This is a genomic window from Flavobacterium hydatis, from assembly GCF_000737695.1.
GTDB classification, from domain to species: Bacteria; Bacteroidota; Bacteroidia; order Flavobacteriales; family Flavobacteriaceae; genus Flavobacterium; species Flavobacterium hydatis.
In genome coordinates this window covers 14,609-37,196 of sequence record NZ_JPRM01000022.1, presented here as the reverse complement: position 1 = coordinate 37,196, position 22,588 = coordinate 14,609, and the positions used below count along the sequence as shown (strand labels likewise).

General features: G+C 32.3%; 17 protein-coding genes. 9 read left to right on the top strand and 8 right to left on the bottom strand.

Going from position 1 to position 22,588, the window contains the following annotated elements:
- Positions 1 to 133 precede the first annotated feature (133 nt).
- The 3 genes from IW20_RS14115 to IW20_RS14105 form a co-directional block, all read right to left on the bottom strand.
- Positions 134 to 1,768, bottom strand: coding sequence for a DUF4139 domain-containing protein (locus IW20_RS14115; RefSeq protein WP_089052114.1), 1,635 nt, complete (start codon positions 1,766 to 1,768; stop codon positions 134 to 136).
- Between the two features lie 68 nt (positions 1,769 to 1,836).
- Positions 1,837 to 2,451 carry a murein L,D-transpeptidase catalytic domain-containing protein gene (locus tag IW20_RS14110; RefSeq protein ID WP_035623488.1) on the bottom strand — a complete coding sequence of 205 codons (615 nt, stop codon included), beginning with the start codon at positions 2,449 to 2,451 and terminating at the stop codon, positions 1,837 to 1,839.
- A 32-nt stretch (positions 2,452 to 2,483) separates the two neighbouring features.
- Positions 2,484 to 3,644 carry a vWA domain-containing protein gene (locus tag IW20_RS14105; protein WP_035623485.1) on the bottom strand — a complete coding sequence of 387 codons (1,161 nt, stop codon included), beginning with the start codon at positions 3,642 to 3,644 and terminating at the stop codon, positions 2,484 to 2,486.
- Between the two features lie 204 nt (positions 3,645 to 3,848).
- Between IW20_RS14105 and IW20_RS14100 the strand changes: the two genes are divergently transcribed.
- The gene (locus IW20_RS14100; RefSeq protein WP_035623482.1) at positions 3,849 to 5,663 is read left to right on the top strand and encodes a tetratricopeptide repeat-containing sensor histidine kinase; all 1,815 of its coding nucleotides are present in this window, start codon (positions 3,849 to 3,851) and stop codon (positions 5,661 to 5,663) included.
- Complete coding sequence (locus IW20_RS14095; RefSeq protein ID WP_035623479.1) at positions 5,660 to 6,409, top strand: LytR/AlgR family response regulator transcription factor; 750 nt, start codon at positions 5,660 to 5,662, stop codon at positions 6,407 to 6,409. Before IW20_RS14100 ends, IW20_RS14095 begins: the two co-directional genes overlap by 4 nt.
- A gap of 65 nt (positions 6,410 to 6,474) precedes the next feature.
- On the opposite strand, the gene IW20_RS14090 is transcribed toward IW20_RS14095, so the two are convergent.
- Positions 6,475 to 8,439, bottom strand: a complete 1,965-nt coding sequence (locus tag IW20_RS14090; protein WP_035623476.1) for a biosynthetic peptidoglycan transglycosylase — start codon at positions 8,437 to 8,439, stop codon at positions 6,475 to 6,477.
- A 225-nt stretch (positions 8,440 to 8,664) separates the two neighbouring features.
- On the opposite strand from IW20_RS14090, the gene IW20_RS14085 reads away from it, so the two are divergent.
- Entirely contained in the window at positions 8,665 to 9,153 is a 489-nt protein-coding gene (locus IW20_RS14085; RefSeq protein WP_035623473.1) for a hypothetical protein, read from the top strand.
- An 86-nt stretch (positions 9,154 to 9,239) separates the two neighbouring features.
- Here IW20_RS14085 and radA read toward each other — a convergent pair whose 3' ends face one another.
- The 4 genes from radA to panC all read right to left on the bottom strand — a co-directional run bounded on the left by radA (position 9,240) and on the right by panC (position 13,187).
- Positions 9,240 to 10,601 (bottom strand): DNA repair protein RadA, encoded by a 1,362-nt coding sequence (gene radA, locus IW20_RS14080; protein WP_035623471.1) that lies wholly within the window; start codon positions 10,599 to 10,601, stop codon positions 9,240 to 9,242.
- Positions 10,601 to 11,752 (bottom strand): alpha/beta hydrolase, encoded by a 1,152-nt coding sequence (locus IW20_RS14075; protein WP_035623469.1) that lies wholly within the window; start codon positions 11,750 to 11,752, stop codon positions 10,601 to 10,603. Before IW20_RS14075 ends, radA begins: the two co-directional genes overlap by 1 nt.
- A 191-nt stretch (positions 11,753 to 11,943) precedes the next feature.
- Positions 11,944 to 12,294, bottom strand: a complete 351-nt coding sequence (panD, locus tag IW20_RS14070) for an aspartate 1-decarboxylase (protein ID WP_035623468.1) — start codon at positions 12,292 to 12,294, stop codon at positions 11,944 to 11,946.
- Between the two features lie 14 nt (positions 12,295 to 12,308).
- Positions 12,309 to 13,187: a pantoate--beta-alanine ligase gene (gene panC / locus IW20_RS14065; RefSeq protein WP_035623466.1), complete on the bottom strand. Its 879-nt coding sequence runs from the start codon at positions 13,185 to 13,187 to the stop codon at positions 12,309 to 12,311.
- A gap of 78 nt (positions 13,188 to 13,265) precedes the next feature.
- Between panC and IW20_RS14060 the strand changes: the two genes are divergently transcribed.
- The 6 genes from IW20_RS14060 to IW20_RS14035 all read left to right on the top strand — a co-directional run bounded on the left by IW20_RS14060 (position 13,266) and on the right by IW20_RS14035 (position 22,534).
- Positions 13,266 to 14,072, top strand: a complete 807-nt coding sequence (locus IW20_RS14060) for a glycogen/starch synthase (RefSeq protein ID WP_035623464.1) — start codon at positions 13,266 to 13,268, stop codon at positions 14,070 to 14,072.
- 21 nt (positions 14,073 to 14,093) lie between these two features.
- On the top strand, positions 14,094 to 15,689 hold the full coding sequence (locus IW20_RS14055) for a DUF4270 domain-containing protein (protein WP_035623461.1): 1,596 nt from the start codon (positions 14,094 to 14,096) through the stop codon (positions 15,687 to 15,689).
- An 11-nt stretch (positions 15,690 to 15,700) separates the two neighbouring features.
- Entirely contained in the window at positions 15,701 to 17,548 is a 1,848-nt protein-coding gene (glmS, locus tag IW20_RS14050) for a glutamine--fructose-6-phosphate transaminase (isomerizing) (protein ID WP_035623458.1), read from the top strand.
- A 149-nt stretch (positions 17,549 to 17,697) separates the two neighbouring features.
- Positions 17,698 to 18,426 (top strand): tail fiber protein, encoded by a 729-nt coding sequence (locus tag IW20_RS25380; RefSeq protein WP_051885771.1) that lies wholly within the window; start codon positions 17,698 to 17,700, stop codon positions 18,424 to 18,426.
- Positions 18,427 to 18,431: 5 nt separating this feature from the next.
- A complete protein-coding gene (locus IW20_RS25375; protein WP_051885770.1) occupies positions 18,432 to 19,421 on the top strand; it encodes a GAS domain-containing protein in 990 nt (329 codons plus the stop codon).
- Between the two features lie 305 nt (positions 19,422 to 19,726).
- Complete coding sequence (locus IW20_RS14035) at positions 19,727 to 22,534, top strand: TonB-dependent receptor (protein ID WP_035623456.1); 2,808 nt, start codon at positions 19,727 to 19,729, stop codon at positions 22,532 to 22,534.
- Positions 22,535 to 22,588: the final 54 nt, after the last annotated feature.

The window sequence follows — 22,588 nt, the reverse complement described above, 5'->3', positions numbered from 1 at the left end:
TAGTACTTGTAAACATTGCGAACTTTGCGTAAAACTTTGTGAACTTTGCGGTTAATTTTCTACCACAGATTATATAAAAACAAAAATCCCGATACATTTAAACACGTATCGGGATTTGTTTTTTAAAGGGATTTTATAAATTTAATACCTGATCTTTAGGATATCTTACTTTATAACTAATTCTGAATTTCTTCACTTCATTAGGTTTCATTTGTAATTGCCAAGTCAGGATTCCAGTTTCGGCATTTACTTTTGCACCATCATTTTGTAACAATTCGACTTCTATTTCTTTATTGGTAGTCAAAGGATATTGGTCTTTTAACAAAAGTTCAACAGCCTCTTTCTTGTTGTTTCTTACCGTGATGTCATAAGTAAAAGTTTGTTCTTTTTTTGAAGATAAAAACTTAGTTCCCGATTTATCGGCTACTTTTTCACGTTTTATAGATACTTTCTTATCACGACCCATACTTAGGTTTAGTGTATCACTAGTTTGGTTTGGCTCGATAAAAGTTTTCCCTACATACATACCTTCAAAAATAATATTAGCCTCACCTCTCAATAAATTGTATTTGCTATAATCTGCAATTTCTGCAAGAAGGAAAGCTTCACTTTCTACTCTTGGCGCAGCATAATATTTATATGATGATGGTAATTTTATTTCTTTTAGAGAAACACTATGTACTTTTCCGTTAGATAAAATGTCATAAGGAATATCAATATCAAAAGAAACATTAAGTTGGTTTTCTTCGACAGTCGTATAATCTGAAACAGATGATTTCTTCATTGCAACTGGTGCTACAACTACAGTTTCCATTAATGCATTGTCTTCTGCAACTCTACCTTGCAGCTGATTCATTACACTTCTTTGTTGGTAAGCGTATGGTGCTTGACTAATATTATTATTTCTCAAAAACCAAGAACTCAATATCGGCGCTTGATTATTCTGGTTAGGATAACCACTAGATAAAGTAAGTTTTACTTTTTTCCAATCAATGCCCGTATTTTGGATTACCTGAGCTTTGTACATCATATTAATAGGCGAGGTAACACTTTCGGCACGTAGGTCGTAAAATGGAGTCCATGTAGCATTATTCGTTAAGTACGAAATATCCAATGGCACAGCCCCAGCAACTTCATTCATAACCTGAACAATTAATTTTCCCGATGAGGTTTTCTCTTCTTTGCTAGTATCAACTTCAAGTTTGTTATTTAGTTTTTGAAGCGTTTCATTAAGCTTTTGTTGTTTCTCAGAAAGAGCATTAATGGTATTGGCAATTTCTAGTTGTTTGTTCTTATAATAATCGACCATTTTCATTAATTCGGTTACATTTAAACCTGAATTCACACCAGAAATTTGTTGATTTTTATCTAAAAGTTGAATCGTTTTTGTTTCAGAATTTATCGTGTTATTAACTTTCTGAAGCTCTTTCTGAACCAAAACAATACTATCTCTTACTCTTTTTAGCGCAGGGGATTTAGTGTCAACTTCATATTCTGAAATATAATTATTGGTAAACTGAACCGAAAGTACCGTTACTGTCGATGGAGTTCCTATTTGTATAGAATTCTCGTTTAAGTCTACGGCAACATTTTTTATTACAATTTCGCTAGTTCCTAATGGGAGAGTAGCGCTTGCAGTTTGCGAAATTTCGGCAGCATTAAAGTATACCGTTGCAGCTTTTACTTTTGCCGTTGTAAAGATTGGTTTTTGCGCAAATGCAATTGTACCAATCAATAATAAAGCGGATGTCACTATTTTTTTTATCATGAGTTTAATATTTAAATTGTTTGTTTTAGGGTAATATGTATTACAAATAACGAAAATTTGACTGGGTTTTAATAGTAGATAACAAGAATGATTTTCTTTTTAGAGTTATCAATTATGTCTTCAACTACACCAAAGAACTTTTCATTCACCATCGGACATCCATAACTATTACAGATAGGGTTTATTTGTTCTTCAAAAGGGACATCCTTATATTTATGTAAAACCACATTTCTATCAAAAGCATTATCGTTGGTCTTGTCCAATCCGTATAATTTGTATGCTTTCCCAAAAGTGCCTTCATACGAATACCCAATCGAATATTTTCCTAACGAGGTAGAAAGCGAATTTTTTACATTGCTAAATTTTAATTTCCCAGGAATTCCCGTTTCTGAGCCAGAACCATGACCAACCAAGCCTTTGTTAAGTAGTTTGTCATTTTTTAAATCATATATAAAAAAGCGTTTCTTACCAGATGCAATTCCCATATCGATAAAAAAGCCAACTTCGGTATTGTATTTAGAAGATGCATTTACAAACTTTTTAACCTCGTTTATCTGGTTTGTCAATTTTTCTTTCGACGATGATTTTGAATCAGGTAACTTGAGTTTTTCTTCTTTATGTATGCATTTAAAACTAACACAAAAAACTCCCATAAAAATCAAAAAGAAGATACTCTTTTTCATGTTTTTAAATAATTGATTTTTTACCACTGTATTTATTTTTCAACAGTATATCCTTTAACTTTTGCAAAAGCAACAATCGATGTGTTTATGGCATTACCCAAATCATCTTGTTTCTTTGTTTTTTTTGCTTCGGTATCTATATATTCCTGACGTTTTTTGGCAAGTTCGCCAATTTCCTTTTGAATATTTTCTCTTTCTCTGGTTTTTTGTGCAACAATTACCTTTAATTCGGCAGTAGATTTATTCTGAAGTTCAGCAGGCAATTCTTCTTTTTTTATTTTCGAAATAGCTGTAGCATCATCTTTTACTTTATCGACCAAATCCCAACTATCATTTTTATAAACTGCTTTGGATTTACTCACAGCGCGTTCGGCATAATTTGATGCAGAAACTTTCTGAGCATTTTTATCCTGCATTTCCTGATTCATTTTTTTCTCAGAACCTTTTGAGCCATAACCAATGTAGGTTTTGTTGATTTTTTCGTTACATTTTGTAATTTCAACATCATACGGAGTTACGATATAACGTACCGATTGGTTAGAATCGATATTAAAATATTTCCCTTTTCCATAATCTGCACCGTCTTTCCATAGTTCATTTATGCCTTGTGTTTTATCGCCACAATAAATAGTATTTACATAAATATCATTCTTTAAGGCATTGCTAATAGCTTCTTTATAATTAATTCCACCTTGATTAAATTCTTCGTTTCCTGCTATATAAATAAGCTTCATATTGTTGTTGTCCTTTGCCCATTTTAATTGTTTGGTTGCATCCTGAATCACAGCTCCGCAGTATTCGTTACCACCATTAGTACTTAGAGAAAACAGTTTTTCCGAAATCAAATCTAAATCTGTCGAAAGTGGTGCTATTTGTCTGATATAGTTAGATTGTTTAGACAAACCATCATTACCATATTCATACAAAGCAATCTCGATATCGGGATTCTGTCCGTTGTATTTTAAAGTTGTTAAAGTGTTTACAATATTCCAAAGCCTAGATTTTGCCTGATCAATTAAACCATCCATACTACTAGAAGTATCTAATAATAATGCAACTTGTATTTTGGTCTTTTCCGCTGTTATCGGTTTTTCAATTCCAGTATTCTTTTTAAGATTAGCATTAGTATAATTGCTATTTGCAAAAGTGAATGTAGTTGCTAAAAGCGCTGAGATAAGGATTGATGTTTTCATGATTTCCTATGTTTTAGATTGTGATTATAGACCAAACTTATAAACTTTAAGAATTCGTTTTTTGGACAAATGGTGAAACGGTATTTTCACTTGGTGAAACGAGTTGTAAACGGAATATAAAATACTTTACTTTACAGTATTGTTTTTAAAGGTTCTGAGTCACCTATAAATTAAGGTGCTAAGATTTAAAAAAAGATATAATATATGAGACGTTTATTAGCTGTTTTTTCTTTATTTCTAATGTTGTTACTTCCTTTTGGAGTAATGGCACAGGATTCTCTTGCTAAGAAAAAAGCAGTGCCAATTTCTAAAATGAGCAAAGTATCTAAAGAGTTACAAAAATCATTGGATATAAATGACGAGACACAAATAGGTCAGAATTATGAACGCCTTGCCAACGAATTCCTTAATAAAGGAGATAATGCAAAAGCCGAAGAATATTATAAAAAAGCCTTAGCAAGTTATACCAAACAAAATCTTGCCGAAGACAAAATACGAGTAACAAGAAGTATTGCTAAAGTACAAGAGAATCAAAAAAAGTTTGATTCAGCAATAAAGAACTACGAGATTGCTGGGGCTATTGCTGAGGATAAAAATGAAGAAAAAATAAACCAAAATGATGCTAACCGATTGCGTACACAAGCAAGTCCGGTTACACAAGCAGGATATGTAAATTCGAATATAGAGTTACTTAAAAGAGATAATAAAATTGATGAGGTTGCAGCAGCTTATGTTCAAAAAGCAGAAAATTCTTTGCAGCAAAAAAACAAAATAGTTGCAATTGAGAGTTATAATAAAGCACTCGCTTACGCAAAAGATAAACCAGAAGAGGTTATTAAAATTAAAAATGAAATTGCCAAAGTATATGCTTCAGATAGTCAGTTTGAGAAAGCAATTGGTATAAGCGAAAGACTTTTGGCGGAAGCCAAAACCAAACAAGATTTTACTACCCAAATAAAGCAATTACAATCTTTGGCAAAGCTTTATTTTAAAAAAGAAGAACCTAAAAAAGCAGTTGTGTCGCTTAAAGAAGCGTATGATTTAGCATCTAAAAACGGAAATTCTACCGAAGCCAAAAAAAGTTTGTCGGCTTTAATTGAGTATTACAAAACTAAAGGTGACGATAAAGAAAGTATCGCATTGTACGAACAATTCTTTAAGAACTTTGATGAATTAATTCAATCAGATACTACGCTTATCGATGCCAAAACATTTCAGGTAACCGAAGATAAAATCCGTCAGTTAGAAAAAGAAAAAACGTTGAAAGACGAATTGATTACAAAGAAAAACACCTTTAATTATTTTCTATTAGGTTCAATTTTATTGCTCTTGCTTTTATTTCTATTTATTGTAAAAGCCTTGTATTCGATAAAAACTAAAAATAAAGAAATTGCATTACAATCGTTGAGACGAGAAATGAATCCGCATTTTATCTTTAATAGTTTGAATAGTGTGAATCAGTTTATTTCTGAAAATAAAGAATTAGAAGCCAATAAATATCTGACCTCTTATTCTAACCTGATGCGAAATATGATGGAAAACTCTAATAAGGATTTCATCACTTTAGATAAAGAAATTGAACAATTGAAAAAATACCTGGACTTAGAACATTTGCGTTTTCAGGATAAATTTGATTTTAAGATTAATGTCGATGAAGCTTTGGATGCCGAAACGGTTTTGGTTCCTAATATGATTATTCAGCCACATCTGGAAAATGCAATTTGGCACGGATTACGCTACCTTGATAAAAAGGGATTTCTTAATCTTAATTTTGAGTTCAAAGATGAGAAAGTTATGGTTGTTATAGAAGATAACGGTATTGGTTTAACCAAAAGTCGAGAACTAAAAACAAGTAATCAAAAAGCACATGAATCTCGTGGATTAAGTAATACTAAGGAACGTATTGGTTTGCTGAACGAATTGTATAAAAAGAATATTTCTTTTGAAATTATCGAAAAAGAAATACCAGAAACAGGAACGATTGTTCGAATTATTTTTCCGTTAATAGATAAAATATGATGACTTTTCAAAAGATAAGAAGTGTAATTGTCGAAGACGAACTTGCAGCACGAGAAGTACTCAAGAATTATTTGAGTAAATATTGTCCGCAGGTTGAGGTTATTGGCGAAGCACAAAATATAAAAGAAGCAGTTCCGTTGTTACACGAATTACAACCACAATTGGTTTTTCTGGATGTCGAGATGCCTTTTGGGAATGCTTTTGATGTCTTGGAAGCATGTAAAGATTTACATTTTGAAACAATTTTTGTTACCGCTTTTTCCGAATATTCATTAAAGGCTTTAAACCAAAGTGCTGCTTATTATCTTTTAAAACCTATTAGTATCGAAGAGTTGATTGTTGCAGTAAACAAAGTGCATCATCAGGTTATGAACCATGAAATCTTTAATAGAAACAAAATTATCGTTGAGAATTTTCATGAAACCAAACCTGAAAAACAACAAGTAATTTTACCAACTTTAGAAGGTTTTGAAGTGGTTAAAATGGAAGAAATTGTCCGATTAAAAGGTAATGGAAACTTCACCGATTTATACCTAAACAGCGGAAATAAGAAAATGGTTTGTCGATTCTTAAAACACTTTTCAGAGATTTTACCCTTACCATTTATACGGGTTCATAAATCGCATATTATTAATATGAATTGTGTAAAATCATATAATAAAGGCGGAATCATAACGCTAAATGATGGTGCTGAAATTGAAGTTTCTCCAACGTATAAAGAAGATTTTCTGAAGAATTTTAAGTAAGCAGTTGGTGTTATAATTATACCTACAAGGTTTCGGAAACCTTGCAGGATGAATACTAAAGAGATTTAAAGATCAAACTCATCATCTATAGACATAGAATCTACAGGAACTGCTGTAGAATCTGGTGCTTTTATTCGCAATAGCGAGCGAGCATTTCCAGAAATATAAACAGGCGACCTACTAATAGTATCTTCAGGAGTTAATACACCGCGACGCAACATAATATTGCTAAGGAATTTTTGATTTCTGATAGCGTAATCTTTCAGGTTTCCTTGGTCATTAAATTGATAGGTAAATTTTCTTGGACTCGGAATAATTGTAGCCAGAAACAAACATTCGTTAAGACTTAAATCGGATGGACTTTTTTGGAAATAAAAACGACTTGCTTCGCCAATTCCGTATACATTTGGCCCCCATTCGATAATATTAAAATATACTTCGAGCATACGTTGCTTACTTACCACACGATTGTTTTCGAGAATGTAAACTAGTAAAATCTCTTCGAGTTTGCGTGATAAAGTTTTTTCTCTGGTTAAGAAAACATTCTTTATTAATTGCATACTAATTGTGCTTGCACCACGAGAAAATTTCTTGGTTCGTATATTCTTTAAAATTGATTGTTTAAAAGCTTCATTAATAAAACCACGATGAGAGAAAAATGATGGATCTTCGGTAGTTAAAACACATTTTTGAAGATATGGAGAAATTTGCTCAATAGGAGTATAATTTGGATTTCCGGCACCTACTAAAATAGGTCTTTGCAACACATTTTTTATAATGGCACGATATACAAACTCACCATTTAATTTGGTAAGGTTTGCTTCGCCATATTTGGTGATAACAAGGTTTTCTTTGTTTAATTTACTATCAAAAACTAAACTGTTTGGTTTGTTTTTGTTGAATTTAAAATCAAGTTTATAGTCAAAATCGCCCGTAGCTTCCATACCTTGAAAATGGGTAAACAAACCATCGGGCAATGAAACAATAAAATCTTGGGCTTTCATTTTAGGGATAGCCACTTTTAGAGTATAGATTGTATCTGATTTGGTATTATAAGATACATAAGGATGGAACTTTATTTTGTTTAACTGAACTGTTGAGGTACTATCTATCGAAATAAAATCAGAACCTAACAAGAAGCGATAATCAAAACGAGCATTTTTTATAACAACATCTTTGCTGGCAATTCTTGAATGGTTAATTTTTAAATTTGTAATAGACGAATAACCATCAATATGAAGTTCGCTTCCATCTTTTTTGATATTTTCAATATTCAGTCGGATAGAGTCAAAACTAGCCAACATATTAAAACGATCATCAATGTAGGGAACTCGTATTGCTCCTGTGTCAAGATTAAAAAATCGGATATCGGCTTTCTTATTTCTTGGGTCAGCAAATCCTTTTATATTCCAACGTTGGTCGAATGTATTGGTTTGAACATGTAAGTTGGTTTCAAGTTCTTTATCGACTAAAACTAATTTACTTATTGCAATTTGTGCTTTCTTACCATTATCATCAATCTTAAAAATTAAATTTTCAAGTTTCATATCGGTAGGAACAAGATTTAATAATTTAGATATTATTCTATAGGCATACGTTGCATATTCTCTTTTTTCGTTTTTAGAAGTATTGGTACTGTCTTTTTTTAAGAAAGCATCAAAGTTCTTAATGTTTCCTTTTTTTACTAATTGTATGTAGCCTTTGTCAATTTTTAAAGTTCCAATTTGTATATCCCCCACCAATAAATGTGATAGGCTAATACTGGTTTCTATATTATGAATGTTACAAAGCGTATCTGCATTTTTTGGTACTAAGATTACGTTGGTTAGTTTTATTCCCGAAAGACCATCAAAAGAAGCTGTTTTAACCGAAAAAGTACTATTGTATTCTTTATTCATTTTATCAGAAACTTTTGCAATAGCTTTATGCAAAAGGGCATCTCTAAAAAAATATAATCCTAAAAAAAGTACCACCAATACTAATGCAAGTATTAGGAATGCTTTGAATATTTTTTGTTTTGGAAACTTCATAAATGTAATTTGCTTTTTGAAATAATTCGGCTTCTATTATCTAAATTAGAATTATCAGTCTATAAAGAAAATAAAAATCCATTAAAGAATTGAAAAAGATAATATAAAAGTTTCCTTATTCGGTATGTATATTTTGATTCAAATTCATAGTTTTTCAAAGAAGGAGTTTTTTATAGTATAAATCTTATATATTTGCAAGATTATTAATAATTAAAATAATTTTAAATGAAAACTTTAAAGAAAATTATGTTTTTGGCTGTTGCCATCTTTTCATTAGTATTATCATCTTCTTGTAGTAGTGACAGTTCATCAGAAGATAATATAGATGAAAGTACAAGTACAGAAGGCTATATCAAATTTAAATATAATGGAGTTGTTTATAATTTTGAGCCTAGCATAGGTACCTCAGGAAGTATAAATATAATGGGGTATGAGGGAATAGATGATACTTTAAAAAGTATTTCTATATGGTTGCCTTTAGATTTTACTACAGGAACTCATCCAATTGTATATGATTTATCAAAACTAGGGACAATTTATACCGCAAATTTCACTTTTAAGCCTGAAATAAATAATATTAGTGCAACATCAGGAACTGTGAATATTACGGAGAAAAGTGATAAGAAAATTGCAGGAACATTTAGTTTTTCTGGAACAAGAGATGGAAAAACATTTGTAATTACTGAGGGAAGTTTTAGTGCACCAAAATTTTAGAAGGTATTCTATAAAAAAAATCTCGCTCATGTCTGTATCATTAACTTGAGATTCGTGAGCGAGATATTTAAAATATAAGTTGCGGTTTAACCAAAAAGAATACTAGCTACGTCTTCAATTTTAGCAACAAGTTCAATCTTGATTCCTGTATTTTTTAATGCAATTTTATTGTATTTGGATACAAAAATAGTCGAGAATCCTAATTTTTCTGCTTCTTGTATGCGTTGATCAACACGATTTACTGGACGAATTTCGCCAGATAAACCAACTTCTCCAGCAAAGCAGAAACCTTTGGTTACAGGTATATCTTCATTTGAAGATAAGATAGCTGCAACTACAGCAAGATCTATCGCAGGATCATCTACAGAAATTCCTCCGGTTACATTCAGGAATACATCTTTTGCTCCCAAGCGAAATCCTGCTCTTTTTTCTAAAACGGCCAAAATCATGTTTAATCTTTTGGCATTATATCCTGTCGTACTTCGTTGAGGTGTTCCGTAAACTGCTGTACTTACCAATGATTGTATCTCTATCATTAACGGACGCATTCCTTCGAGTGTAGATGCGATTGCTGTTCCTGATAATTCTTCGTCTTTGTGCGAAATTAATATTTCAGATGGATTACTTACTTCTCTTAAACCACTACCTAACATTTCGTAAATTCCTAATTCGGCAGTAGATCCAAAACGGTTTTTAAGCGATCGTAAAATACGATATACATGATTTCTATCTCCTTCAAATTGCAAAACAGTATCGACCATGTGTTCAAGAATCTTGGGACCCGCGATGTTTCCGTCTTTGGTAATATGACCAATCAGGATTACAGGAATATTCGTTTCTTTGGCAAACTTGATTAACTCGGCAGTAGTTTCTCTAATCTGAGAAATACTTCCTGCAGTCGATTCAATATAATCGGTATGAAGCGTTTGGATAGAATCGATAATTACGATCTCAGGCTGAATAGCTTCAATTTGTTTAAAGATATTCTGAGTTTTGGTTTCGGTAAGAATATAGCAATTATCACCATTTGGCGTTATTCTTTCGGCACGCATTTTTATTTGTTTCTGGCTTTCTTCGCCCGAAACATAAAGTGTTTTATAAGGTAGTTGTAATGAAACTTGAAGCAAAAGTGTACTTTTTCCAATTCCAGGTTCTCCTCCTAAAAGAGTTAATGAACCAGGAACAATACCACCACCAAGAACACGGTTTAATTCGCCATCGGTCGTGTCCATACGAACCTCTTGAGTCGAATCGATTTCGTTTATTCGTAAAGGGCGAGGAGCTTTTCCAGTAGGAGTAGGTTCGCTCGTCCAAGCAACTTTTTCTTGTTTTTGGATAATTTCCTCGGCTATGGTATTCCATTCTTTGCATGAATTACATTGCCCTTGCCATTTAGAATATTGGGCGCCACAATTTTGGCAAAAAAATGTTGTTTTAACTTTTGACATTATTTCTTTTTAATAAGATCGTTCATTTCATCTATTTTGTCATACATCAAGTCTTTGTTCAATTTACCAATCGGTTCCATTTGAGAAGCATTTTGGTATTTTTTTGAAGCTCTTTTTGCATCACCCATTTTTTCATACATCAATCCTAATTCATATTCGCCTAGCATTGCTTTAGGATAGCTCGTATTAGCGATTTCGGCTAATATGCCTAATTCGTCGTAAGCATTATTTTTTAATATAGCGGTTTCTACTGCTATATAATCATTCATTCTAACAGGCATTTCTACACCTAAAGTTTTTGTGATGATATCGTATTTGTTTCTTAAATAATCAACATAACCAGATTTAAGAACGGCAATTTTATCATTGTATTCTGCTAAATTTATAGGTTTGTAGGCATCAAAAATTTGATTCAAAGCATTTGGTATCGAGTATAAAACAGCTGAATAATAAGTTGTATTTTTAAATAAATCGTATTTGTAATTTATTAAAGGATTGTTGGCTATTTTAATGTTTTGATCTAGTTTTTGGATTGGTTCTTTGGTCTTTTTAACATCTCCATCTGCAGCAGATAAATAATAAAATAACGGTGTTTTTAATTTAGCAAATTTTTCAGGAACACGCACTTCCATTTGAGTTGCCAATTCTGGACTCATAGAGATATAGGCATTAAACAAAGGGACTTCTTTGTACAAGAAAAAATTTAAATACCCAGCAGTTACACCGTGGCCAGCAATAATTCGGAATGGGGCAGTACGGTATTTTCTTTCTACTAATGGGATTACTTCTCCGGCAACGAATTCGAAAAATTTAGCTCCTTTTTCAAAAGGTAAACCATTTATTCCATCAAAAGTAGAATCGTCCTCACGTTCATCGTTTTTATTCTGATGAATAGCTACAATAATAGTTTCTGGTAAATCATCCCAATAAGTACCATATTTTAAAGCACCGCTAAATGGGTCAAGAAGATATTCTCCGTCAAATAAATAAAGTACAGGGTATTTTCGGCTTTTGTTGTTTTCGTAAGAAGTAGGTAATTCTACAGTTATTGTTCTTGCTTCTCCTAACGATGTTGAATTAATTGTTTCTGTTTTTCTTTGAGAAAAAGCTGTAATAGAAATAAAAAGAAATAGTAGGTAAACTTTTTTCATGATTTGGGATTTCTGAAATTTTAAGATTGTCAAAATAGAGTAGCAATATAGTACTTTATTTTCCTTTATTTAATACTTGTTAATTGTAATTTGGGAAAGCAATATTGATTAGTTGAGTTATAGATACGACAAAAATCCTTTTACAAAATTTAACTTTGTAAAAGGATGATTTTATTTGTTAAGAAATGGATTTATGTCAACGAATTGTCATTTTCATTTGGGAAAACAATCCATGGCTTGAAGGTTTTGGCTTCTTCAAATTCCAATGTTGCGTAAGAAATGATTATGATGATATCATCTTTTTGTACTTTTCTTGCTGCTGGACCATTTAGGGTTATTTCACCCGAATTTCGTTCTCCTTTAATGGCATACGTTTCAAAACGCTCGCCATTATTGATGTTTACAATTGCTACTTTTTCGCCTTCAATAATATTTGAGGCGTCTAGTAAGGCTTCGTCAATAGTAATGCTGCCGATATAATTAAGATCAGCTCCAGTTACTTTTACACGGTGTATTTTTGATTTTACTACTTGAATTTGCATGCTACAAAAGTAAATTAATTTAATGAAATAGTGTCAATCAACCTAATAGAATTAACAAATACCGCTATAAATGCGCGGTAATTTTTGTCTTTATCTTTATGTTCTATAGGTAATAATGTAGATTCATCGGCAATTACGAAATATTCTAATTCAAACTTGTCATTGTCTTTGAAAGAATTTTCAACAAATTCAATTGTTTCTTCAGGACTTTTTGTCTGAAATATTTCTTTTGCTTCCGTTAAGGTTTTATAAATTATAGCTGCTTCCTGGCGTTCATCAGTTGTTAAACGCTCGTTTCTGGAGCTCATAGCTAATTGGTTTGATTCTCTAAAAATAGGACAGCCAACTACATTTACAGGTAAATGGTTCTTTTCGACCATTTTTTTTACAATTTGTAATTGCTGGAAATCTTTTTCTCCAAAATAGGCATTTGTAGGAGTAATTATCTCGAATAAACGTTTTACAATTGTACCCACGCCATTAAAATGTCCTGGTCTGAATTTTCCTTCCATTTGATTTTCTAATCCGTCGAAATCAAAGGATTGAGAAACAGTATGCCCTTCGTAGATATCTTCGACAGTTGGAGCGTATAAAATTATTTTATCGCTTAATGTGCGCATTTTTTTCACATCTTCGTCTAGAGTTCTAGGGTATTTTGCTAAATCTTCTTGGTTGTTAAATTGTGTAGGATTAACAAAAATGCTTACAACAGTGTCGTCATTTTCGTTCAATGATCGTTGCATTAATGCCAGGTGACCTTGGTGTAAAGCGCCCATGGTTGGTACGAAACCAACACTCGAATTTTCGGTTTTAATAGTTTTTAAATAAGCTATTAAAGCAACTTTACCGTAGAAAATATGCATGGTGGTATTATTAAAATTTAGTGCAAACATAATATATTAGTTAATAACTGCATAAAATTTTGTAATTTTGCATCGTTTTTATTACCAAAAATTAAGCAAATTACTATTATGAAAGATAAGAGGATATTGTATGTATCATCTGAAGTCGTGCCTTATTTGGCTGAAAATGAGGTTTCTTTAATGTCTTATGATGTGCCGAAAATGATTAACGATCAAGGCGGACAAATAAGAATTTTCATGCCAAGATATGGGAATATCAATGAAAGAAGACACCAGTTGCACGAAGTAATCAGGCTTTCAGGCATGAATTTGGTAGTGAACGACTTAGATATGCCATTGATTATTAAGGTGGCATCTATTCCAAAGGAGAGAATTCAGGTTTACTTTATAGATAACGATGAGTATTTTAAAAGGAAAGCAACTTTTACCGATGAAGAAGGCGTGATGTATCCAGATAACGACGAACGAGCAATTTTCTTTGCAAAAGGAGTTGTTGAAACAGTTAAGAAATTAAACTGGGTTCCAGATATTATACATGTACATGGATGGATGGCAGCAATGTTACCTATCTATATGAAACATTATTATAAACATGAAGCGTTATTTTCTGAAACCAAGATCGTAACGTCTGTTTATACGCAATCGTTTGATGAAACGTTAGACCCTGAAATGATTAAGAAAGTAAAGTTTGATGGCATTCCGCATGAAGCTGTTTCTGACTTAGAGATTCCTAATTATGAAAATATTTTAAAGGCGAGTATCCTTCATTCAGATGGAGTAATTATGGCCTCAAATAACCTATCTTCAAGTTTAACAAAATTTATAGAGTCTTCAGGAAAACCTTTTCTACCTTTCGCCCCGAAAGATGCATTCGCAGAAGCGTATACAAATTTTTATAAAAACGAGATTCTTTAAAATTTAACTTTTTTATTACACATGTATAATACTTCTTTTTTTAAGAAAATACTTTTAGTTGCAAGCGTTGTTCTTTTATATTCTTGTGATAAGGATTTTAATGTTATTGGTGATGATTTAATTGGTGATAATCACTTTGATTTAGCAATATATAACTCTAATGTTGTTGCTTACAATCAGCAAATTACTCCAATCCAGTCAAATAATTTAAATATAAATCAATTAGGGATTTATGATAATTCTGCGTTTGGCATTACAACGGCTAGTTTTGCTACACAGTTGACGTTAGCCAATATGGCTCCAGTAATTGGTGCAAGTCCAGTTGCTGATAGTATTGTGTTAAGTGTTCCTTACTTTAGTCATATAACGTCGCAAAATGCTGATGGAAGTACAACTTATAAATTGGACTCGATATATGGTCCTGATTTTTCTAAAATAAAACTGAGTATTTATGAGTCAGGTTATTATATGGCAGATTTAGATCCGAGTAATAATTTTCAGAATAAGCAGCTTTTTTATACTAATCAAAACTCTGATTTTTATAATGCTAAAGGTCCTAGTCGTTTGAATAATGCTTCAAATCCATTAAATAATGAGGCATTTGTTTTTAGTCCAAATGAAATTAGAGAAAGTACAAGTGATGCTACTGGAAAAATAACTGTTACAAGGAGTGCTCCAGCAATGAGATTAAAATTAGATAAAACTTATTTTGAGGATAGAATTTTAAAAACTTCAGCATCTAATTTAGCTACAAATGATGTTTTTAAAAATTATTTCAGAGGATTGTATTTTAATGTTGACAAGTCTGGTAGTGATGCTGGAAATATGGCAATGATGGATTTTAAGAAAGGTAAAATAACAATTTACTATAAAGCAAAGACCGCTATAACAACAGATGCAGAAGAGACAATGGAGTCGAAAACGCTTGTTCTTAATTTAACAGGTAATACTGTAAATCTTTTAAATCAAAGTAATACAAATACTAATTATAATACTGCAATAACTACTCCAAAAGCTACAGGTGATGATAAACTGTATTTAAAAGGAGGAGAAGGTTCTATGGCGATATTGGAGCTCTTTGCGCCAGGTGAATTAGAAGAAATTAGAAGTAAAGGTTGGTTGATTAATGAGGCCAATTTAGTTTTTAATATTGATTCGGATGCTATGAAAAATAGCTCAGAACCAAATAGGATTTATTTGTATGATTTTAAAAATAACCGCCCTATTGTTGATTATTACAATGATGGAACGCCAAGTGCTAACGGAGATGTAAAAAAAACAAAGCAGATTTTTAGTGGTATTATAAATGTTGATCCAACCTCTAAGAGAGGTACTACTTATAAAATAAGGATTACAAACCATATTAGGAATTTGATCAAATATAAGGATTCAACTAATGTAAAGATGGGGATTGTGGTTACGGAAGATATTAATACTATTACATCTAATAAATTAAGAACTCCAGGTAAGACAACAGCAAGAGGGGAAATCCCTTTTACTGCAGCTCCAAGAGCATCAGTAATGAGTCCGTTAGGGACAATCCTTTTTGGAAGTACTCCTGCGGTGACTGATGATAAGAGATTAAAATTGCAGATTTACTACACGAAACCAAATTAATTAATATAGATATGTGTGGAATTGTTGGATATATCGGACATAGAGAGGCTTATCCTATTGTCATAAAAGGATTAAAACGTCTCGAATACAGAGGGTATGATAGTGCAGGCGTTATGTTATATGACGGGGAAGCAATCAAACTTTGTAAAACAAAAGGTAAAGTTTCGGATCTTGAAGCTAAGGCTAAAGTTAATTTTACGACAAACGGAACTATAGGAATAGGACATACGCGTTGGGCAACACATGGTGTGCCAAATGATGTGAACTCGCATCCTCATTTGTCAAATTCTGGAGACTTAGCGATAATACATAATGGTATTATTGAGAACTACGCTCCGCTTAAAGAGGAGTTGAAAAAAAGAGGATACATTTTTCATTCAGATACTGATACTGAGGTATTAGTAAATTTGATTGAAGAAGTTCAAAAAAAAGAAAATCTTAAACTAGGTAAAGCTGTTCAGGTTGCATTAAACCAAGTCGTAGGAGCTTATGCTATTGCAGTATTTGATAGAAAAAATCCAAATGAAATTGTTGCTGCCAGATTAGGTAGTCCATTAGCGATTGGTGTAGGTGAGGGCGAGTATTTTATCGCGTCTGATGCTTCTCCTTTTATTGAGTATACTTCAAATGCGGTTTATCTTGAGGATGGCGAAATGGCCAATATCAGATTGCATAAACCTATTAAGATTAGAAAAATTAAAGATGACTCTTTGGTTGATCCTTATATTCAAGAACTTCAAATGAATTTGGAGCAGATTGAAAAAGGAGGATATGACCATTTCATGCTTAAAGAGATTTACGAACAGCCAAGCGTTATAAAAGACACGTATAGAGGAAGACTTCATGCAAATGAAGGAATTGTTCAGCTAGCAGGTGTTGAAGATAATTTGGAAAAATTTCTTAATGCTGATAGAATCATTATTGTTGCTTGTGGTACTTCGTGGCATGCAGGTTTAGTTGCAGAATATATCTTTGAGGAATTTGCCCGAATTCCTGTAGAGGTTGAATATGCTTCGGAATTTAGATACCGTAATCCTATCATCAATAAAACAGATGTAGTTATTGCTATTTCTCAATCAGGTGAAACTGCAGATACTATGGCAGCTATTAAATTAGCAAAAGAGCACGGAGCATTTGTGTTTGGTGTTTGTAATGTTGTTGGTTCGTCTATTTCTAGAGAAACTCATGCAGGAGCTTATACTCACGCAGGTCCAGAGATTGGGGTGGCATCTACAAAAGCATTTACAACTCAGATTACTGTATTAACAATGATTGCTTTGCGTTTAGCAAAAGCAAAAGGAACATTGTCTAATTCAGATTTCCATAGATATTTACAAGAGTTAGAACTTATACCAGATAAGGTTAAAGAAGTTCTAGAAACTAATGATGTTGCTAAAGAAATTGCAGCAGTTTTTAAAGATTCTCCAAATTGTTTATACTTAGGAAGAGGATATAACTTCCCGGTAGCATTAGAAGGAGCTTTAAAGCTAAAAGAAATCTCTTATATTCATGCAGAGGGTTATCCTGCGGCAGAAATGAAGCACGGACCAATTGCTTTGATTGATGAGCATATGCCAGTTATTGTAATTGCTCCTAAACAAGGACATTATGATAAAATTGTAAGTAATATTCAGGAAATAAAATCCAGAAGTGGAAGAATTGTTGCTGTGGTTACAAAGGGAGATACACAAGTACGTGAATTAGCGGATTATGTGATCGAAATTCCTGAAACATCAGATGCTTTATCACCATTAATTACGACAATTCCGTTACAGCTTTTATCTTACCATATAGCGGTTATGAGAGGTTGCAATGTTGACCAACCAAGAAATTTGGCAAAGTCAGTTACTGTAGAGTAAAATGAAAAAACATAAGTATTTGAAAAAGCGAGATTTATATCTCGCTTTTTTTATGCTCTGTTTTTTTTATTTTGAGAAGATATAATGTGGTATATTTTTGTAGTAATTATTTAAGAAAAATAAAATTAAGAATAGAATATAAAAGAAATATGAAAATTAATAAAACCTTAATTACACTTGTGTTTGGATTATTGGTTACAGTAAATGTAAAATCTCAAACTTTAAATCCAACTAATGTTATTATTGAATCAGGTTCGGCAGATATTTTTAAAGGAGGATATACTTTTTCGTATTCTGCTACTGGGACTCCATGGAACGGGGCATTAATAAGTTTTGGAGGGTTCGAAAACAGGTATGATTGTCAAATTAATGCTGATTATGGTCCTAATGGAGGCAATAGAATTTCTTTTAGAACTAAAAATGGAGATACTAATAATGGGGTTGGTACTTGGAATTCATGGAATGAATTAGCAACTCGAGGAGGAAATTATTTTACAGGAAATCAGATAATTCATGGTGATGTAGGTATCGGAACATCAAGTCCAGATGCTAAGCTTACTGTTGCAGGAAATATTCATGCAAGAGAGGTAAAAGTAACTGTTAATGCAGGAGTAGTTCCTGATTATGTTTTTGCTAATGATTACAAATTAAAATCATTAGAGGAGGTTGAAGAATATATCAAACAAAACAGTCATTTGCCTGAAATTCCTTCTGCACAAGAAATTGAAAAGAATGGGTTAATGCTTGCTGAAATGAATTTAAGTTTGCTTAAAAAAATGGAAGAAATGACCCTTTATATGATTGAAATGAAAAAAGAGAATGAAAAGCAAGACAAAAAAATAAGAATTCTCGAAAGTAAATTATTATCTAAAAATTAATTATAATGAAAAAAACAATTCTAAAGTTTATTGTATTTGTATTGAGTTTGAATGCTAACTCGCAAGTTTCTAGTTCTCTATCAGTAATTGATAGTAGAGATGTTGATGATTTGCCGAATTTTTCTTCAAGAAACCTTAGGGTTGATTTCAAATCTAAAAATGCTATTGACGCGCCTGGGGTTGGTTTCTTTTCTACTAATTTAACTTTATCTCCTTGGGTAAACAATGAAAATACTGGAGATAAGAATCATCAATTAAATTTTAATAATGGAGGGATTCTTTATAGAAATGCATATCCAATGGATAGTAAATGGAGTGCCTGGAGTCATATAATGATGGCAGATGAAAGAGGGAATTTTGGGGTAGAGGGTAGTTTTACTATTATGAGGTCTGTTGCTCAATCTAGAGCGCATATTTATTTTGGAGATGCCTTGACAGTGTCTGGGCAACCTTCGGCCTCGCTTTGTTTTGGTGGATATGGAATTCAAAATTCAGGTTTTACATGGGTACCCAATAGTACTTTAGGTGAAGGGAAGCTATTCCTTTCATTCGGGGATTATGATACTGGGATATCGAATCCGATAAAAATGACTTTCCAATCTAATGGTAATGTAGGTATTGGCACAACAAGTCCAGATGCTAAACTTACTGTTGCAGGAAATATTCATACTAGAGAGGTAAAAGTAACTGTTAATGCTGGTGTTGTTCCTGATTATGTTTTCGCTAATGATTATAAATTAAAATCATTAGAGGAGCTTGAAGAGTATATTAAGCAAAATAGTCATTTGCCTGAAATTCCTTCTGCACAAGAAATTGAAAAGAATGGGTTGATGCTTGCTGAAATGAATTTGAGTTTGCTTAAAAAAATGGAAGAAATGACTCTTTATATGATCGAACAAGATAAAGAAATGAAAAATTTAAAAAAGGAAAATGAAATTCTTAAAACATTCTCAGAAAGGCTTACTAAAATAGAAAAGGAATTATTGGTTAGATAGTATTAGAATCTATTTAATAAAACATAAGTATTTGAAAAAGCGAGATTTATATCTCGCTTTTTTATGAGAAAAAATTAAGAATTCATTTTTGTAGAATGTTTAATTTTTTGTTAAAAATAATATGTACGCATAATATATTTCAATGAGTTAGGGCTTTATAGTTGTCAAAAGTTTAAAAAAACACGAATATGAATTATGTATTTTTGTTGCTAAAAAAATAAAGAATATTAATTTTTTTTAACAAATTTTTAGTAATATTAAAAATATTTGTACTTTGGTAATATAAACCATTTAAAACTAACCAAATGAGAATGTATTTACTTATTCTATCATTGTTTTTCTGCGGCGTATCTTTTGCGCAGAGTACAATTTCAGGTTCTGTTATCGATAATAAGAATCAATCGATTCCGGGAGCGAATATTAATGTTGTTGGGGAGTCCAGTAGTACTTCTACTGATTTTGACGGATCTTTTACTTTAAAGTCTTTAAAAAACTTCCCTTTTACAATTAAAGTTACGGCAGTAGGCTATGAAACGAAAACAGTTAATGTTACTTCGGCTACTCAAAAAGTTATTGTTTCGTTAGCAGAAGAAAGAACAATGTTAAACGAGATTGTGGTTTCGGCTTCGAGAACTCCAGAAAGGGTTATTGAATCGCCTGTTACAATTGAGAGAATGGGACTTCAGGAAATAAGAAATACAACTGCTCCGTCTTTTTATGAAGGATTGGAGAATATGAAAGAGGTTATTTTTAATACTAGTAGTATCTCATTTAAATCGGTAAATACTAGAGGTTTTGCAACTGTTGCCAATACACGTTTTATGCAATTGGTAGACGGTATGGATAATTCATCTCCAGCGTTGAACTTTGTATTAGGAAACTTAATTGGTTTAAATGACTTAGATGTTGCTAGTGTAGAGCTTTTGCCTGGAGCATCATCAGCACTTTATGGAGCTAATGCATTTAATGGTATTTTGTTTATGAATAGTAAAAGTCCTTTTACAAATCAGGGTATTAGTGCTTATTTTAAATATGGCCAAACATCTCAAGACGTTGCGGGAACAAATGATTATGTAGATTTTGGAATGAGAGCGGCAACCGCATTTACGAAGCATTTTGCGTTAAAAGCAAATTTTAACTATATAAGAGCTACTGAGTGGATTGCAGACGACCAAAGAAGTATGACTGGAGGATCTATTGGTCATGCAAATAATCAGAATTATGACGGATTAAATATTTATGGTGACGAGGTAACTACGTTTCTTCCTAATGTGGGACAGGTAAGTAGAACAGGATATCATGAAAAAGATCTAAATAATAATAAGTCTGAAAGTATAAAGGCAGATTTTGCAATGCATCTTAAGCCATGGGAAAGTGAGACGGAGATTATACTTCAATATAAGGTAGGAGTAGGAAGTACTATTTATCAAGGAGCAAATAGATATTCTTTGAAAAATTTCTTTATGGATCAGACCAAATTAGAAATTAAAGGAAAGAACTTCTTTGCAAGAGTTTATATGACGACAGAAGATGCTGGAGATTCGTATGATATGCGTTTTGCTGGTTGGAACGTAAATAGAGCAGCTAAATCTGATACGAACTGGTTTACGGATTATGCTAGATCATTTCAATTATCATCTGCTGTATTAGGACTTAATGCAAATGATGCGGCAAAGTACGCTAGAAATTTTGCTGATTATAATGTTTCACCAGGTTTAGGATTAACGCCAAATATTGATCCTAATAATCCAACTGCTCCAAGATCTGCAAGATTTGAACCAGGTTCTCCTCAGTTTAAAAGTGCATTTGCAAATGTGGTAAGTAATCCAGATTTAACACAAGGAGCTAAATTTATTGATCATTCTAAATTATATCATTCTGATGTGAATTATAACTTCAAAGATCTTATCAAATTTGCGGAAATTCAAGTAGGAGGTTCTTGGAGAGAGTATTTGATGAATTCTGAAGGAACAATCTTTACAGATTATGACGGTCCTTTAAATTATAAAGAATACGGTGCTTATACGCAATTGGCAAAAAAATGGTTAGATGATAGATTGAAATTTACAGGATCTATCCGTTATGACAAAAGTCAAAATTTTAAAGGAAATATATCTCCAAGGGTTGCATTTGTGTATTCTGCAGGAGCAACAAGAGTTCATAATTTTAGAGTTTCTTACCAAACAGGTTTCAGAAATCCAACAACACAAGATCAATATATTGGTTTGGATTTAGGGCCGTTTGCATTAATTGGTTCTGCTGCAGAAAATCTTGATCGCTTTACAGAAATTAGAGACGTGAGTCCTGCTGGTCAAGCAGCTGGTAATCCAGCGCAGATAGAAATGACGGGACAAAATGCTTATCATAACGCATATACAGTAGCTTCTGTGCAAGCATTTGCAGCTTCTGGAAATCCAAGAGATTTACAAGTGGCTAATATTGGCTTGGTAAAACCAGAAGAAGTACAAGCTTTTGAGGTTGGGTATCGCTCAGTAGTAAGAGATTTTTCAATCGATCTTAATGCATACTATAATATTTATGATAATTTCATGAATACCGCTAGAGTAATTAGTCCGTATTATGGAACTGTAGGTACAGACATGACTAATCCGGCAGTATTACAAAGTTATCAAGCGTTAGCATTTGGAGATAGAAGGGTTTATCAGGTTTATACAAATACAAGTGCGCAAATTACTTCTTTTGGTGTTGGTGTTGGTTTGTCTAAAAAAGTATATAAAGACTTTGAAGTGGGGGTTAACTATAATTACTCGCAATTTGATTTTGATCAGTCAAAAGATCCTGGATTTGTTGCAGGATTTAATACTCCAAAACATAGAATCAAAGGCTCATTAGGTAATTCGAAATTATTTAAAAACTTCGGATTTAATATGAATATAAGATGGAATACAGAATATTTATGGGAGTCGTCTTTTGCAGACGGAATGGTTCCAGAGAATACGGTGTTTGATGCTCAGGTGAATTATGGAATTCCTAAGTTGAAATCTGTTATCAAAGTTGGAGCTACAAATATTTTCGGAAAAGATTATATTCAGGTAATAGGAGCAGGTTTAATAGGGCAACAATGGTTTGCTTCATGGACAATTAACCCATAATTATAGTTATAATTAAGCGCTTCTTATTGAATTAAGGAGTTGGGGAAAATGAAT